At 73.2% G+C, this 16,462-nt stretch carries 13 protein-coding genes; 7 read left to right on the top strand and 6 right to left on the bottom strand.

All coding sequences use genetic code 11. From position 1 onward, the window contains the following. Nucleotides 1–36 precede the first annotated feature (36 nt). Genes ACWGDE_RS24275 through ACWGDE_RS24255 form a run of 5 tightly spaced genes read right to left on the bottom strand, consistent with a single transcriptional unit; the run spans nt 37 to nt 7,070 of the window. On the bottom strand, nt 37–444 hold the full coding sequence (locus tag ACWGDE_RS24275; RefSeq protein ID WP_453391119.1) for a cupin domain-containing protein: 408 nt from the start codon (nt 442–444) through the stop codon (nt 37–39). A gap of 4 nt (nt 445–448) precedes the next feature. Then, nucleotides 449–2,218 (bottom strand): acyl-CoA synthetase, encoded by a 1,770-nt coding sequence (locus tag ACWGDE_RS24270; RefSeq protein WP_453391118.1) that lies wholly within the window; start codon nt 2,216–2,218, stop codon nt 449–451. Next, nucleotides 2,215–5,529, bottom strand: coding sequence for an FAD/NAD(P)-binding protein (locus ACWGDE_RS24265; RefSeq protein WP_453391117.1), 3,315 nt, complete (start codon nt 5,527–5,529; stop codon nt 2,215–2,217). Before ACWGDE_RS24265 ends, ACWGDE_RS24270 begins: the two co-directional genes overlap by 4 nt. Continuing rightward, nucleotides 5,526–6,047, bottom strand: coding sequence for a cobalamin B12-binding domain-containing protein (locus ACWGDE_RS24260; protein ID WP_453391116.1), 522 nt, complete (start codon nt 6,045–6,047; stop codon nt 5,526–5,528). Before ACWGDE_RS24260 ends, ACWGDE_RS24265 begins: the two co-directional genes overlap by 4 nt. A gap of 51 nt (nt 6,048–6,098) precedes the next feature. Further along, nucleotides 6,099–7,070, bottom strand: coding sequence for a hypothetical protein (locus ACWGDE_RS24255; protein ID WP_453391115.1), 972 nt, complete (start codon nt 7,068–7,070; stop codon nt 6,099–6,101). 262 nt (nt 7,071–7,332) lie between these two features. Here ACWGDE_RS24255 and ACWGDE_RS24250 point away from each other — a divergent pair, with 262 nt between their 5' ends. From ACWGDE_RS24250 to ACWGDE_RS24240, 3 genes are all read left to right on the top strand, one after another. Further along, complete coding sequence (locus tag ACWGDE_RS24250; RefSeq protein WP_453391114.1) at nt 7,333–8,085, top strand: SDR family NAD(P)-dependent oxidoreductase; 753 nt, start codon at nt 7,333–7,335, stop codon at nt 8,083–8,085. A 103-nt stretch (nt 8,086–8,188) separates the two neighbouring features. Continuing rightward, a complete protein-coding gene (locus tag ACWGDE_RS24245; RefSeq protein ID WP_453391113.1) occupies nt 8,189–9,631 on the top strand; it encodes a multicopper oxidase family protein in 1,443 nt (480 codons plus the stop codon). A 58-nt stretch (nt 9,632–9,689) separates the two neighbouring features. Then, nucleotides 9,690–10,883 carry a cytochrome P450 gene (locus tag ACWGDE_RS24240; protein WP_453391112.1) on the top strand — a complete coding sequence of 398 codons (1,194 nt, stop codon included), beginning with the start codon at nt 9,690–9,692 and terminating at the stop codon, nt 10,881–10,883. Here ACWGDE_RS24240 and ACWGDE_RS24235 read toward each other — a convergent pair. Continuing rightward, the gene (locus ACWGDE_RS24235; RefSeq protein WP_453391111.1) at nt 10,873–11,412 is read right to left on the bottom strand and encodes a MarR family winged helix-turn-helix transcriptional regulator; all 540 of its coding nucleotides are present in this window, start codon (nt 11,410–11,412) and stop codon (nt 10,873–10,875) included. The genes ACWGDE_RS24240 and ACWGDE_RS24235 overlap by 11 nt on opposite strands. 98 nt (nt 11,413–11,510) lie before the next feature. On the opposite strand from ACWGDE_RS24235, the gene ACWGDE_RS24230 reads away from it, so the two are divergent. The 4 genes from ACWGDE_RS24230 (at nt 11,511) to ACWGDE_RS24215 (ending at nt 16,215) form a co-directional block, all read left to right on the top strand. Continuing rightward, nucleotides 11,511–11,999 carry an SRPBCC family protein gene (locus ACWGDE_RS24230; RefSeq protein ID WP_453391110.1) on the top strand — a complete coding sequence of 163 codons (489 nt, stop codon included), beginning with the start codon at nt 11,511–11,513 and terminating at the stop codon, nt 11,997–11,999. A 225-nt stretch (nt 12,000–12,224) separates the two neighbouring features. Then, a complete protein-coding gene (locus ACWGDE_RS24225) occupies nt 12,225–13,580 on the top strand; it encodes a hypothetical protein (RefSeq protein WP_453391109.1) in 1,356 nt (451 codons plus the stop codon). A 29-nt stretch (nt 13,581–13,609) separates the two neighbouring features. Next, nucleotides 13,610–14,440, top strand: coding sequence for a hypothetical protein (locus ACWGDE_RS24220; protein ID WP_453391108.1), 831 nt, complete (start codon nt 13,610–13,612; stop codon nt 14,438–14,440). Next, nucleotides 14,440–16,215: a hypothetical protein gene (locus ACWGDE_RS24215; RefSeq protein ID WP_453391107.1), complete on the top strand. Its 1,776-nt coding sequence runs from the start codon at nt 14,440–14,442 to the stop codon at nt 16,213–16,215. Before ACWGDE_RS24220 ends, ACWGDE_RS24215 begins: the two co-directional genes overlap by 1 nt. Nucleotides 16,216–16,462 lie beyond the last annotated feature (247 nt).

Here is a 16,462-nt window from a genome sequence, read left to right as displayed (position 1 = left end):
CTGCCGTCGGTCCGGCCGGCCGGGGCCCGGACAGCGTCAGTCGACCGGCTCGGCCGGTTCCACGGGCGCCTCCCACACGACCAGCATGAGCGCGCCCTGTTCGGTGCGCGGCGCGTGCACGCTGCCCGGGGGCATGACGAGCATCGAGTGGGCCGGGTGGCGGCCGTCCTCGGTGATCAGCTCGCCCTCCAGCACCATGATGATCTCGTAGCTCGTGTGCCGGTGCGGGGCCGCGCTGGCACCGGGGTGGTAGCGGACCAGGGAGGCGGCGGGGCCGCCCGGCCCGGTCTGCGCGGTCGTGTAGAGCGGGAACACCTCCACCCCGACCCGGCCGTCGGCGGTCGTCGGCGCGAACTTCAGCCTGCGCTCCAGTTCGCCGGGCCGGTCCAGGCCCTCGATCAGCAGGGGCGTGGTCGGAAGGGGGTCCTTCTGCGTCACCGTCATGGCGTCAGTTCCTCGTGTCGTCGGTCGTGTTGCCGGTGCCGGCGCCCCCGGTGGCCCCGGGCTCCGCGAAGAGCTCCCGTACCGCCCGGCGGCGGATCTTGGACGAGGTCGTGCGCGGCAGGCTCGTGGCGAACCGCAGCCGCTCCGGGCGCGCCACCGAGGACAGGGCCAGCGCGGCGTGCGCCAGGATCTCCGCTGCCAGGGCCCCGTCCGGCTCGTGCCCGCGGGCGGGCACCACCACGGCCAGCGGGACCAGGCCGCCCTCGGCGTGGTCAACCGGTACCACGGCCACCTCGGCTACCGCTGGATGCGTCCCGATCGCCGCCTCCGCCTCGTACGGGGAGACCCGGTGGCCGTACGACTTGAACACGTCGTCGCGCCGGCCCAGCACCCGGATCCACCCGTCGGGCGTGCGCTCACCGAGGTCCCCGGTCGCGTACCACCCCCGCCCGAGCACGCGTTCGGTGCGCTCCGGGTCCTCGAGGTAGCCGGCCATCACCCCGACGGGGCGTTCGCCGGCGAGCTCCACGCAGATCTCGCCGGCCGGCCCGGGCTCCCCGCCGTCCGGATCGCGGAGCACGATCCGGTAGCCGGGCAGCGGCCTGCCCAGCAGACCGGCCCGCGGCGCGGTGCCCGGGGTGGTGCCGATCAGCGCGGTGGTCTCCGTCTGCCCGTAGCCGTCGCGCACCGGGACCCCCCAGGCGGCGAGGATCTCCTGCGCGAGGCCGGCGGGCAGCGGCTCGCCCGCGCTCGTGGCCTCGCGCAGCCGGGGCAGGGCCGCGCCCAGGTGCGGGCGCAGCGCCTGCCACAGGCTCGGCGGGGCGCAGAAGCTGTCCGCCGCCCGGTCGCGCAGGATCCCCGGGAGCAGCGCGGGGTCCGGGGGGCCTTCGGGCAGCGCCACGATCGTGGCCTCCGCGTTGAAGGGAACGAAGAAGCTGCTCCAGGAGTGCTTGGCCCAGCCGGGGGAGGAGACGTTGACGTGCCGGTCGCCCGGCAGCAGCCCGTTCCAGTAGAGGCTGGACAGGTGCCCCGCCGGGTAGCTCAGGTGCGTGTGCGCCACCAGCTTGGGCGCCGAGGTCGTCCCGGAGGTGAAGTAGCAGAAGGCCACGTCGTCCGACGGGGTCGGCCCGTCCGGCACGAAGCGGCCCCGCTCGGCGTCCGAGGCGCGGTAGTCCGTCCAGCCCTCGGCCGTGCCGGACACGCAGACGCGGACCCCCGGCACGGGCACGCCGGCGAAGGCGCCCACGGCCGAGGCCCGGCACACCACGTGGTCGATGCGGCCGCGTCCGACCCGGTCGGCGGCCTCGGCGGCGGTCAGTTCGGGATGGCTCGGCACGAGCACCGCGCCGATCTTCAACGCGGCGAGCAGCACCTCCCACAGCTCCCGCTGGGTGCCGAGGACCACCATGAGCCGCTCGCCCCGGCGCACGCCGAGCCGGCCCAGCCACACCGCGACCGCGTCCGAGCGCCGGGACAGCTCCTGGTACGAGACGCTCTCGACGCCGCCGTCCCGGTCGAGCAGCTCCAGCGCGGGCCTCCCGTTGCCCGCCGCGACCACGTCGAACCACTCCAGCGCCCAGTTGAACCGGTCGGGGCGCGGCCAGCGGAACAGCCCGGCCGCGGTGTCCAGGTCCGTACGGTGGCGCAGCAGCAGGTCCCTCGCGGCCCGGAAGCCGTCCGAGGCCGCCGTGCGCCGCGCCGCCCAGTACGGGTCGACGGCGACGCCGGGGCCCGCGGCCGCGGGCCCCGGGACCGGGAGGGCCCGCGCGCTCACCGCATGCCTCCCTCGTCCTCGTCGCCGAGGATGCCCCGCCAGCGCTTGCCGACCACCAGACCGCTGTACCCGCTGCCCGGCGGCCGGGCCCCGGCCAGCGCGTCCTCGGCGATCGCGTCCGCGTCCGCCGTGAACTCGCCCCACACCCCGGGCCGCGCGCTTCCCACCTGGGTGAACCAGCGGGTGAACTCGGCCGGGATGCCCAGTACGTACACGCCCTCCTCGGGTTTGCCGTCGGCGCGCACCGGGTGGAAGGGGGAACCGGTGACGTGGACCCCGCCGGTGGCGAACTCCTTGCCGTCGTGGTCCCTGTTGACGTAGGCGCTCAGCAGCCCGGACTCGTACAGCCGGGAACTCAGACCGCCCGGCTGGCGGCGCAGGTCGGGCTCGGGTATCCGGGCGTCGACGACCGCGTCCAGCAGGGTGCGGCTGCCGTCGACCTGCGGGGACTCGACGAAGAACCTTCCCGCCCCCGATGCGGCCTGCGGATCGGCCGCGAACCGTACGCCCGGTCCGACGATCCGCAGCACGCCCGAGTCCATCAGCGCGAGCACCTGGTGGAGCCGGACCATCGGCGGCCCCGTCGTCAGCTGCGAGACGAGCGGGACGAACTCCTGGAGGAAGTCCCGGCTGTGGGAGTCAGGAGCGAGCCCGGAGAAGTCCACGGCGGTGCGGATCACCCCGCGGACGTCGCGGATGGCGTCCAGGCAGGCCTTGACCGGGCCGTCGGAGTTGCCCTCGCGCGCCAGCTCCAGGTCCTTGCGCAGGAACGCGGCGAGCTCGCGCTGGAAGGCGTCGATCCCGGTGAAGCGGAGGTCGCGGAACGGCCGCGCCCAGCGTTCGATGTCCACTGGGGGCAGGTCGGCCATGCCCCGGTGGGCGGCCACCCGGGCCAGTACGGCCCCCGGGTCGCCCGGGTCGCGCAGGACGACGTCCTGCACCTCGTTGGCGAACTTCTCGGCGATGTCGGGGCCGTAGAGGCTCTTGAGGTAGGTGGAGTAGTAGACCAGCCCCACCTCCGTCAGCAGCCAGGGCAGCACGTCGCGGCGGAAGTCGAGGCGCCCGCGGTCGCGCAGGGCCCTCATCCGCTCGTGGGTGAACAGCCTCGGCCGGTAACTGTGCTGCGGGCCCTTCTGGTTGAGGCCGCGGGCCAGCAGCGGCACCCCGCCGCGCGATCCCGCGATCAGCCGCGGCTCCCGGCCGCTGGGGACGTAGCGCAGTTCCTCGTCCCCGTCCGGGACGAACCGGCCGCCGCGGCCGGTGGTCAGCGCGGACACCACGTCGTAGAAGGACAGCCCGAGGCCCAGGATGCCGACGGAGGCCCCCGGCTCGATGTCGTCCAGCGGCATGTCGATCGCGGAGTCGCCGCGCACGTACCGCAGGTGCGGCCGTGTCCCGGCGAAGGCGGCCAGTTCCCGCTGGTCGGAGCGGAGGTCGGGCAGCGGATGGCCGGTCGTCAGCACCACGCGGTCGGCCCGCAGGTGGCGGCCGTCGCTCAGCGACAGCAGGTACCCGCCGTCGGGCTCCTTCTCCAGGGCCTCCACGGACCGCCCGGGCATCCGGCGCAGCCGCAGGACGCCCGCCGGCAGCCCCTCCTCGATCCGGTCGAGGGCGAAGGAGAGGTAGCGGCCGTAGACGGCGCGCGTGGCGCAGACGTTCGCGTCGGCCGCCTCCGGGTCGACGGTGGCCCACCACTCGTACAGGGAGGGTCCCGCGCCGGCCCGGTGCGGTCCCCCGTCGGGCCGGCCGGAGAAGATGGTGACCTCGCCGGACACCGTGTTCATCAGCGACCAGTCCGGCTGGTCGGTCCGCCAGATCCGCCCGGTGCCCACCTGATGGGTGTCCACGGCGTACACCTCGACCGGGCGGCGCGGCGGCTGCTCGGCGAGGCGGGCGGCGATCCGCTCCAGTACGGACAGCCCGCGCGGCCCCGTACCCACGACGGCGATCCGGTACGGCTCGGAGTCCTGCTCGTCGGGCAGTTCGAGCGGGGCGTCGGTCCAGTCGGCCTCCGCGGCGGCGTCCAGACCCAGCAGGTCGTGGCGGTCCGCGGTGTAGCGGAGCATCTGGAGCAGCCGGCCGGCGGTGACCGCGCCCTGCGGTGCGGAGCGCCGGGCCCCGGGCAGGGGCAGCCGGCCGGCCCGCGTCCAGTACAGACGGCCCTCGCCGTCAATCGCCGCCTGCGTCAGGCCCTGGTTGTCCTCGTGGAGGCAGAACGGCACGTCGAGGATTCCGGCGGAGAAGGCCCGTACCAGAGCCTCGCCGACGTCGTCGCTCAGCGACAGGGTCGCCTCGATCATGGCGCGCGCCTCGGCCAGCACCTCGCCCGGATCCACCTCGTGGCCCCACGGGATCTGGCTCTCGGCCCGGGCGCGCGAGGAGAGGAGCGAGGCGGAGCGCAGCGAGGCCAGGTTCTCCTCGACGGTGGGCAGCCTGATGGCCTCCACCGGCGTCTTGACGATCAGACGCTGGGCGCCGCCCCGGACGGCGAGTTCGGCGCTGCGGTCCATCAGGAGCTGGGCGCCCTGCTGGGTGCCGGGGAAGACGCCCATGTACGTGTAGAGGACGACGTGCCGGTCGACGCCCGGGGGCAGCCATTCGTCGGCCAGGATGCGCAGCGCGGTGAGCGCCTCGACGTCCTGGCGGACGTCCGTCTGCTGGGCGTAGCTCAGGGAGACGGACGAGACCCCCTGCTGGGCGAAGAAGAGGGCTTCGAGCAGGCTCATCGCGACCAGGAGGGAGGGCGGGCACAACTGGCCCATCAGGCAGCCGCCGAAGGTCTCCAGATGGGCGCGCAGACCGTGGGCGCGGCTGAGCCCGGCGAACTCCGCCGTGGCCTCGCGCCAGTTGGCGACCGAGGTGGCGAGCGGGGTCCGCCCGTAGGGCAGGCAGTACGAGACCGGGCCGCCCTCGCTCGCCGACAGCCCCGCCTCGACCATCGTCCGGAAGATCGCCAGGGGGGTGGCCGAGCCGTGCCGGACCTGAACCGGCCGGCCCGCGCCCTCGGAGGCCACCCGGATGGTGGTCTGCGGCCCGTGGACCACGATGGGGAAGCCGTTGAGCCCCTCGCCCGCGGCGAGCGCCGCCCGCGCGTGGTCGTGTTCACCGACGCGCGTGTAGGCGTCGAGGGTGATCGTCCCGACCGTGGGGAACGGCAGTGAGCGGACGGCCCGCAATCCGGCGGCCATGGTGTCGGCGTCCGCCATGCCCATCCGCGGCTGGACCACGAGCCGGCCGGCTGCCGCCGCCTGCCGGACGAACGCGCCCAGGTCCGCGGGGCGGTCCGCGCCGTGGGGAAGAGTCTGGGTCATACCGTCCTTCCTTCGGTCGCGGGACGGTGCTCGGATCTGCCGTCGGCGCTGCGCTCGGCCGGCAGGGACAGGGCCGCCTCCTTGGTCCCGCCGGGCAGCGCGGCGAGCAGTCGGCTGACCAGAGAGGGGTCCGCGGTGTCGGTGAACACCGCGTCGAATCCGGCCTCGACGAGTTCCTGGGCGGGACGGTCGCCGGTGTCCCCGGTGATTCCCAGCTTGCCGCCGATGATCGCCGGGGTCTGCCCGGCGACGGGATCGGCGCGGAGCTTGCGGATCATCCGGGCGCCGTCGAGCTGGCCGTGGCCGTTGACGGTGCTGATGACCAGGGCGTCGGGGCGGATCCTGCGGACCGAGTCGATCAGCAGCTGGTCGGGGACGCACGGTCCGAGATTGACGACCTCATTGCCCATTTCCTCGAGCAGAAGCTGCAGGAAGACGAGATTCCAGGTATGGGAATCCGAGGAGACCGTCGACAGCAGGATGCGCCGCCGTCCGTCTCGTGGGACCACCGTCCTCATATTGTGCTCATCTCTCTCTCGTGGACTGGTGACGGACAGCCGACCGACGCGTCAGCGCAGGGTGACGAGCTTCCACATGCCTTCGAAGGCCCTCTTGACCAGCGTTTCGCGGTTGCTGATGAAGGAGGTGACCAGGTACTGGCCGGGCTCGAGCGACTGCGAGAGGACCGCGGTGGAGCCGGGGGAGAGGGGGGTGATCCCCGAGGGCACCCCGGTGAACGGGTAGGTGGGCGGCCGCTGGCCGTGGGCCAGGGCGTCCATGCAGGCGGACACCTCGGCGCTGCCCGCGCCCGGGGTCACGCGCAGGAACATCACCTCGTTGAGCTGTGAGGTCTGGTTCACCACGGTGAACTCGCCGCGCGCGTCGATGGTGTTGCCGATCAGGTAGCGGCCCAGCGGACCCTCGTCGTACGCGGCGATGAGGTCCGGTGCCCAGCGGGGCACCGAGGTGCCGGGGCGGCCGGCCGGCGCGCCGACCCGGATGCTGCGCACGAGCTCGGGGCGGGCCGGGTCGAGCAGCGTGTAGTCGAGCAGGTGGTAGGTGCCGGGGGTCAGGATCCAGGAGATCTCGACCTTCCCGCTGGCCTTGGTGACGGCGGGCCCGCCGAAGTACTGGGCCTCGGAGTCGATGAGCGTCAGCGCCGCGCGCCGCTCGGCGGGGTCCTTGGAGGTGGCGGCCGTCTGGTAGTGCGTCAGGAACGTCGTCAGGGCGACGCCGGTACGCAGCCGGACCAGCCCGAGCGGCCGCTGCACCTGCTCGTCGGTGGTGGTCGCCGAGAGCGTCACCGGGCCCGCGGGCACCTGGTCGGTGGTCAGCCGGATCCCGCTCGCGGTGGCGACGGCGCCGATCACGGCCGCGTCGGCGCGGTGGCGCCGGTCCGGCCCGTCGTGCGCGAAGGCGGGGGCGGCCGGCAGCAGGGTCGCGGCGGTCGCGGCCCCCGCCCCCAGGCCGATCAGGAGTCTGCGTCGTCCGAGTCCGTGCCCTGGACCCTGCGAGTCCTCGGCACTTGGGGTCGCGTGCATCTGGGGTTCCTCCTCCGTCCCGGCCGCTGCCGGCCGGGACGCTGCTCGCACCCGGGGGTGCGGATCGATGTCCGGGATGCGGCATGCTCCGCAGAGCGCCTCAAGAGCGACTTCAGGTCTTATCGAGAGCGGGGCGTTCCGCCGGGCCCGCGGGGCGTCCCCGCGGGGCGTCCGCGCGGGGTCCGTTGCAGGCGTTCTCTAGCGGCCTCGGGCACGATGCGGCGGGTCACGAGATCCCGTGCAACGCCCCGCAGGAGGCCGCATGTCCACCCGTACCGCTGTCGTCACCGGTGCGAGCAGCGGGATCGGTGCCGCCACCGCGCGCCGGCTCGCCGCCGAGGGCTACCGGGTGGTGCTCGCCGCGCGCCGCAAGGACCGCATCGAGGCGCTCGCCGAGGAGCTGGCGGACGCGGGACACCAGGCCGTGGCGGCCGCCCTGGACGTCACCGACCGCCGGGCGGTACGGGAGTTCGCGGACGGCCTGGACCGGGTGGACGTCCTGGTGAACGTCGCCGGCGGGGCGATCGGCACGGAGACCGTCGCCGAGGCCGACCCCGACGACTGGACGGCGATGTTCGCCGTGAACGTCGTCGGGGCCCTGCAGATCACCCAGGCGCTGCTGCCCGCCCTCGTGGCCTCCGGCGACGGCACCGTGGTCGTCCTGTCCTCCACGGCCGGACTCCTGCCGTACGAGGGCGGCGGGGGCTACGTGGCCGCCAAGCACGGCGCGCACGCCCTGGCCGGCACGCTGCGCCTCGAGCTGTGCGGCAGCCCCGTACGGGTCATCGAGGTCGCCCCCGGCCTCGTGCGCACCGAGGAGTTCGCCCTCAACCGCTTCCGCGGCGACGCCGAGCGGGCCGCCGGCGTGTACGACGGGGTCGCGAGGCCGCTGACCGCGCAGGACGTCGCCGACACCGTCGGCTGGGCGGTGACCCGGCCCAGCCATGTCAACGTCGATCTGCTGGTGGTCAGGCCGCGTGCCCAAGCCGCCCACCACAAGATCCATCGTGGCTGAAACACCTCCCCTGCATGGCCGGTAGGCACCACCGGCGCTCAAGTGCGCGACGAGCCGTCTAGGCCTGAATGCGCTGAGGAGACCCACGGGATGAGGAGAGAGCGTGCTGACGCGCAGACAACTGATCAAGGCAGGCGCAGCCACCGGTCTGATCGCCGCCGCCGCCCCCGCCGGGGTCGCCCTCGCGGGCACCACGGCACCGGCCGGCGCGCAGAGCCTCTTCGCCGTACCGCTGCGCATACCGAAGGTGCTGCGCCCCACGGGCCGGTCCCAGGGCCGCGGCGGTGACCGGGGCGGCTACGACGTCTACCGGCTGACGACCCGCGAGGTCGAGAAGACCGTCATACCGGGCACCAGGACGAAGATGCGGACCTTCAACGGCGAGCTGATGCCCGTCATCCGGGCCACCCGGGGCCGGCCGGTCGTCATCGAGCAGGTCAACGCCCTCGACGTGCCCTTCTCCATGCACCTGCACGGCGGCCACGTCCCCGCGCCCTCCGACGGCCACCCCAACAACCAGGTCTCGCCGGGCGGCAACCGGGTCTTCTACTACCCCAACACCCAGCGCGCCTCGACGATGTGGATGCACGACCACTCCCACGAGGCACACGCCGAGAACATCTACCGGGGCCTCGCCGCCTCCTACATCCTCACGGACGACTTCGAGGAGCGGCTGCCCCTCCCCAAGGGCCAGTACGACGTGCCGCTGCACCTGCGCGACGCGCAGTTCGCCGAGGACGGCACGCTGGTCTACGACCCCGAGGGCTTCATGAAGCGTCCGACGATCCTGGTGAACGGCGCCCCGCGCCCGTTCTTCGAGGTCGCCGCGCGCAAGTACCGCTTCCGGCTGGCGAACACCTCCAACGAGCGCGCCTTCCTGCTCCAGCTCGGCGAGGGCGACGAGATGACGCACATCGGCTCCGACGGCGGGCTGCTGCCCGCTCCGGTGCCCGCGCGGGTGCTGGAGATCTGGCCGGCCGAGCGCCAGGAGATCGTGATCGACTTCTCCCGCTACCCGGTCGGCTCGAAGATCGTCCTGCGCAACCTGATCGGGTTCGCGGGCGAGGCCCCCGAGGTCATGCGCTTCGACGTCGTGCGCAAGGCCGCCGACCCCAGCCGGGTTCCCGACACCCTGCGCGCGGTCCCGGACATCGGCACGCCGACCGTGGAGCGCAAGTTCGTCATGAACTTCGACCCCGTGACCGGGCACCACCTGATCAACGGGCAGCACTTCGACATCAACCGGGTGGACGTGCGCCCCAAGGTCGGCGTCACCGAGCTGTGGACGGTCGAGAACACCGACGTCCGCTTCGGCATACCGCACTCCATGCACACGCACCTGGAGCACTTCCAGGTCGTGGAGCGCAACGGGGCGCCGCCCGCACCCGGCGAGCAGGGCCTGAAGGACACCGTCACGGTCATGCCGGGCAAGACGGTCAAGTTCAAGATCAAGTTCACCGACTACACGGGTCTGTTCATGTTCCACTGCCACCTGATGGGCCACCTGAACATGGGGATGATGGGCCAGATGGCGGTGGAGAACTGACCGCGCCGGCCTCCTGAACGCGCGCCGCACGCCATCGATCTCTTCCGGGAGGAAGGCAGTGTCCGACGACACCGGGGGGCTGCGCTTCCCGTTCCAGCTCAGTCAGCTCTTCACCCCGCCACCGGAGTTCCGCGAGCTGCGCGAGTCCTGCCCGGTGGCCCGGGTGGACCTTCCGACCGGAGACTGGGCCTGGCTCGCCACCCAGTACGAGGACGTGCGCGCGGTGCTCAACGACGCGAGGCTGAGCCGCGCGGCCACCACCCGACCGGGGGCCCCGCGGCTCGGTCCGGCCAGCCCCGAGCCGGACTCCATCATGGCGATGGACCCGCCCGACCACACCCGCCTGCGCAAGCTGCTCGCCTCGGTGTTCACCGGCCGGCAGGCCGAGCGGATGCGGGAGGGCATCGTCCGCACCACCGAGGAACTCCTCGACATCATGGAGGAGTCCGGCCGCCCCGCCGACCTCGTCACGATGGTCGCGCGGCCGCTGCCGATCACGGTCATCTGCGACCTCCTCGGTGTCCCCGCCGCCGACCGCGAGGCCTTCCGCGACTGGACCGACGCCGCGCTGACGCTGGCGCCGAGCGCGGCCGGCGCCGTCACGGACGCCCGCACCCAGCTCGCCGAGTACCTCGCGGAACTCGTCGAGGACAAGCGCCGCAAGCCCGGCGGCGACCTGCTGAGCGGGCTGACCGAGGCCGAGGCGCAGGAGCGGCTGAGCCACAACGAGCTGATCGCGGTCGCCGCGACCCTGATCACCGCGGGCTACCACACGGTGGCCAACTCCTTCTCGAACTCGGTGGTCGCGCTGCTGCGCCACCCCGAACAGCTCGACCCCCTGCGCGGGGCGGAGACGTTCCCGCTCGCCGCCGTGGAGGAGCTGCTGCGCTGGACCCCCGGGCCGGTCAGCGGCGGCACCATCCGGATCGCCACGGAAGAGGTCAAGATCGGCTCGGTGATCGTCAAGCCGGGTGAGGCCGTCATCCCCTCGACGGCCTCCGCCAACCGGGACTCCGCCGTCTTCCCCGGCGCGGACGAGCTGGACCTCACCCGGCCGGAGAACCGCCACATCGCTTTCGGCCACGGCATTCACCGCTGCCTGGGCGCGCCCCTCGCCCGGGTCGAGCTCCAGGTGGCGTTCGGGGCGCTGCTGCGCCGTTTCCCGGACCTGCGGCTCGCCGTCCCCGAGGAGGAACTGGTCTGGGGCGGCGGCATGATCCGCGGGGTCGCCTCGCTCCCCGTCACCTGGTGACGGCGACGGGCGGCGCGGCGGAGGGGGCGGGCCCGGGTGCGGCCGGGCCGTCTCCCCGGCCGCCCGGGATCTCCCTGGTCACCTCCCTGAGCAGGGAGTTCACCCGCGAGGTGAACTCCCCGATCAGCTCCAGCTGCGCGTCGTCGTACGACTCCAGCAGGGAGCGCATGGCGTCCTTGAGCGGGAGGAAGGCCTCGGCGACCTCCTGCTCGCGGCGTCCCGTGGACACGACGATCACCCTGCGGCGGTCCTCCGGGTCGCGGACCCGCTCGATGAACCCGGCCCGCTCCATCCGGTCGAGCACCGAGGTCGTCGCCGACGTGCTCATCCCCGTGATCTCGGCGAGCCGGCCCGCCGTCAGCCGGGGCTCGCTCCTGGCCAGATCCACGCACTTCATGTCCGTCGGATTGAGACCGAAGTGCTGGGCGATGGCCTGATGGAGCAGCTGGCCGCGTCCGCCGTTGTCGCGGACGCCGTCCTCGATCTGCTCAATCAGCTCTGACCTGGGGGAACTTGGGCGAGTTGACATCGGGCACCTCCGGGAGCACCATTTATTTCGACGGATCGAGATTTCCCAGTCATGGAGAAGTCCCACGTGTAGGAATAGTTTAACGGTGAGGGGAAGCCATGAACACGTCGAAGACCGAGCAGGCCAAGTGGATCGTCACGGGCACCGTGGACGCGCCCGTCGAGCAGGTCGCCCAGCTCCTGCTGGACGTCCGGACAGGTGACGCGGGAGTCGACGGCAACGCCCTCGTCCTCGCCGGCGACCACGCCCAGGAGGGCGGCGGGCTGACGCTCGAAGGCGGCCCCGCGCAGTTCACCGGCCGGTTCGGCGACTCGGGCGAGGACTACCTCGAGGTCACGGTCGACCGCGAGACCCGCAGCGTCCGCGTCCAGACCTGGTACGGCGGCACGTACGCCGTCGAGCCGTTGGGTGCGGGCACCCGCGTCGTCCTCAGCGTCCACAACCTCGTACCCAACTCCGGCCGCATCGGCCAGAAGATCGCCGGCATCGGCGTCGAGTCCCGCCTGGAGCGCCGCCTGCAGACCGTACTGGCCGCCGTCGGCCAGCACCTGGGCTGCGCCACCCGCGTCGGGGCGGCCCTGAAGTAGCCGCTCGCGGCCGCGGCCGAGGCCGTCGCCGCCCCTAAGGTCCACAGCCATCCGGATCATCCGTTCCCCCGCGGATCCGGGTGGCTGTGTCGCGTTCCGCGACCTCCCGGCCACCCTGGGTGGTTCTCGGCCGTCAAGTCCTTCTTAAGCCTTTTCCGAGGTCCCGGTGTGAGTCTCTGCGCGACCGGACGGCCGCCTGGCCGAGCGGTGTACGAGGAGGCATGAATGAGAAAGGACCGAGCGGGCCGCGTCAGGGCCGCGTGCGGAGCGATGCTGGGCACCGCGCTCGCGTTCGTCGCGGTGGCCGCCGTCCCCGCACCCGCCGCCGTTGGACACCCGGGGCACGCGACGACCGACGAGACGCTCCTGGTGAGCGTCGGCGTCGGCGGACAGCCGGCCAACGGCCCCAGCGAGCGGGGCTCGATCAGCGGGAACGGACGCCTGGTCGTCTTCGCCTCGCACGCGAGCAACCTGGTCCGAGGAGACCACAACGACTGCAGCGACGTCTTCCTGCGCGACCTGTACCGCGGTGTCACCACGCGGGTCAACCAGGGCGTGCGCGGCGAGGAGTCCGACGGCTGCACCGGCATCGACCCGATCATCAGCGCGAACGGCCGCTACGTCGTCTACGCCGCCGACTCCACCAACCTGGTCGCCGACTCCACCAACGGCAAGTCCCACATCTTCCGCACCGACCTGCGCACCGGCCGTACGGTCCTGGTCTCCGCGGCGGGCGACGGCACCCAGGGCAACGGCGACAGCATGCGCCCGACGATCTCCGCCGACGGACGGTTCGTCGCCTTCGCGACCTCCGCCGACAACCTCATCCCCGGCGACACCCCCGCCAGCGTGTGGGACACCGTGGTCCGCGACATGGAGACCGGCGAGGTCGTGCGCACCAGCCGCGCCACCGACGGAACCCCCGGCAACGCCGCCACCGACGGCACCCAGATCAGTGCCGACGGAAAGTTCGTCACCTTCTTCTCCAACGCGACGAACATCTCGCCCGGGGACACCAACCACAAGGTCGACGAGTTCCTGCACGAGCTCGCCACCGGCAAGACCACCCGGCTGTCGGTCTCGACCGCCGGCGTCGAGTCGGACCAGATCACCATCGGCGGCACGATCAGCGACGACAACCGCTACGTCGTCCTCAACTCGCACGCCACGAACCTGACCGCGGAGAGCCCGGCGACCGGCCAGAACCACACCTACCTGCAGGACCTGCAGACCGGTGAACTGCGCCTGATCGACAAGGGCGCCGACGGGGTCCCCGCCCCCGGCGGCACCTTCTGGGCGAGCATCACCGGCGACGCCCGGCACATCCCGATGTCCTCCTCCGGCCCCAACCTGGTCGGCGCCGACACCAACAACGTCCGCGACATCTTCGTCGCCACCCTGCCCAGCGGCGAACTGCGCCGCGAGAGCGTCGGCAACGCCGGCGAGCAGGCCGACGCCGCCAGCTACTTCCCCGAGGCCGACGACGACGCCTCCACCGTGGTGTTCACCTCGTACGCCACCAACCTGACGGCCGGTGACACCAACGGCCAGCCCGACATCTTCGTACGCCGGCACCCGTGACCTCGGCTCCCGGACCCGACACGACCGCCATGCAGAAAGGGACGCACACCATGGGGATCACCCTCGGCGGGCGCAAGCGCACCGCCGTGTACGCCGCGACGTTCGCGCTGCTCATCGGCGGCCTCGCCACCGGCATCGCGCAGGGCGCGACCGGTTCCGCGACGGCCGCGACCACGGTCCCCGGCACGGTCGTGGTCAAGGAGGACGCGCACGCGAAGGTACTCACCGCCGACGCGTCGGTGCGCAACAAGCGCGACCTCGTCAAGCAGGCCCGCGAGCAGCGCGCCGCGCAGCGCCAGACGCCGAAGCCCCCCGCCCCGGCGGGCCCCCAGGCCCAGGCCGACGGTGGTGGCGGCGGCCACGGCGACCAGAGCGGCTTCGCGGTCCGCGACCAGTGGCTGACCTCCTCGAAGTCCGAGCGGATCACCGTTCCGGGCGGCGGCCAGGGCGAGCTCACCGCCTCCGGCGCCAGCTTCGTCAAGGTGCCGTTCATGGAGTACTACGCCATCTTCACGGCCAACTCCTCCGACGTGGCGTGGCTCGGCGGCCGCCCGTTCAACGCGGACAGCATCGAGCACACCGACAACTGGCGCATCGGTTCGGTGGGCGCCCCGTTCTGGGTGGTCGGCGCGCCGCAGGGCGCGGCGGTCAAGAGCACCGGCAGCCTCGCCGAGGCGAGCTGGACCACCAGCGTGCAGAACAACTGGTACAGCGAGCACGCCTACGACCAGGTCGCGTTCTACCCGCCCAGCCAGGACGACTACTCGAACGTCTTCCGGATCAGCCACTCGGTCACCGGCACCTTCCAGTTCGGTTCGTCCTTCTTCACCGTGACGAGCCAGGACAGGTCCTACAGCTGATGCCCGCCGACAACCGGCGCCCGCACCGCTCCCCCCGGGGAGCGGTGCGGGCGCGTTGCGCCGCCGTGCTCCTCGCCGCCGTGGCCGCCGTCAGCGCCTGCTCCCCGCAGCAGGGCGGCGCGGGCGGGGCCGGCTCGTCCGCCGCGCCCGCCGCCGTGCCCCCCGTCGACACCGACGCCCTGCTCCTGGACTCCTGGGTGGGCGACGGAGAACGCGGCTGGTTCGTGGACGGCGCCCAGTCCGCGACGAACTCCCCGTTCTCCCTGTACGAGACGGCATGGCGGCTGCGCCTGGCCGAACAGGCCGGCACCCCGGGCGTCCGCGTCGAGGCGGACCGGATCGCCCCGTGGACCGCGGCCGCGGAGGAGGGCCGCATGTCCTCCTCGGGGCTGCCCGCCGTCGCCCAGGTCGCACTCGCCGTGGACGCCCGCCTCGCGGTCGGCGGCGAAGTCGACCGCGACCGCGTCGAGCGCACGCTGGAGTCCCTGCGCAGCGGCGGCGGGTACCGGACCGGCCCGAACGCCTCCGCGGCCGACCCCGGGAGCACGGCCGTGGCACTGCGCGCGCTCACCCGCCTCGCGCTGCCCGTACCCGCACCGGTCCGTGAGGCCAACCGCGGGGCCCTGGCGGCCCTGACCGCGGGGGAAGCCGCCGCGAACCCCAACGCGGCCGCCGCCCTGCTGCAGAGCGCGGGCCTGCTGCGCGGCTCCGCCACGGTGCCCGCGCACACCGCCGAACTCGTCACCGCGACCCACCGCGCGCTCACCGGGCTCGCCGCCGACCCGGTGCGCCTCGCCTCCGAGTCCGCCCTGCGCGGCGCCGCTGACCAGCTCGGGGTGTCCCTGCCCGCCTTCGACCCCGCCACCTGCGCCGGACTGGTCCGCCCGGACGGCGGCATCGCCCTGCCCGGCGCCGACCGCAGCGATCCGCAGGCCACCTCCGTCGCGCTCGGCCTCGGCTGCGCCGGGGTCCGGGCGCCGGCGCCCGGAGCGCACTCCCGGGCGGGCTGGCCCGCCGAACAGGCCGCGGAAGGCGCCCTGGGAGCCTCCTCCGCCGCCGTCGCCCTCGCGAACGGCACAGGCTCCCTGGCCCGGTTCGCCCCCGGCCTCGAACGCCAGGTCCGCGAGGTCTGGCTGCCGGCAGCGGCCGGCCGCAAGGCGCCGTACGACACGGCCGCCCTGGTGGAACGCGTCGATCTGCGGCTGATCGGCAAGGCTCTCGGCGGCGCGGCCGCCGGCGAGGTGGACCGTACGCTGCCCGCCCCGTCCACCGACGGACTGAAGCCCGAGGACGACGCGCGCCTGCTGCTGAGCGCGATCGACCTGCGCGGCTCCGCCGCGGCCGAGTCCCTGGTGTGCGCGGCCGGTTCGGTCTACCGGACGGCCGCCGCCCGGACCGCCGCCGCGGCGTCCGCCCCGGGTACCGGGCACTCGGTGGTGCGCGGCGCCTGGCTGCGGGCCGCCGCCCAGGAGTGCGAGGACCCGGAGCTGGCCCGCCTGGCGGCCGCCGAGGCCGCCGCCCAGCGCGTGGGCGAGGGCGTCTACCGCGCGGGCAAGGACGCCTCCTTCGAGGCCTCGGTGCTCGGCCTGTGGGCGGAGCGCCCCACGACGGACGCCGTGTCCGGCTGGACCCGCGCGGGCCTGTGCTCGGGCGACCGCTGCGCGGAAACCCCCCAGGCCCTGACCACCGCGGACCACACTCCGCTCCGCACCCTCGCGGCCCTGCGGGCGGCCCGCACGGGCACCTTCGAGGGACTGTTCCCCGTGGCGTTCTGACGAGGCCACGGGCTTCGGCCGGCACAGCGTTCACTGCCAGTCATTGCAATGAACGCAGTGCCGGCCGTTGCATTTGATCTCAAGCTTTCGCAACGATATTGATGCCCTGACCTGCGATGATGTGGTTTCTGCGCAACGAACTTCTTGCCTGAACTTGGAAAGCAACGTAGCTTTTCGTTCATCAGAAACGACAACGAGTCGCAGGAGAACATCATGCAGAAGTTCGACACCGCCGCCCCGATCGCCG

The organism is Streptomyces sp. NPDC054956, assembly GCF_053609185.1.
This window is presented reverse-complemented; position numbering and strand designations above follow the sequence as displayed.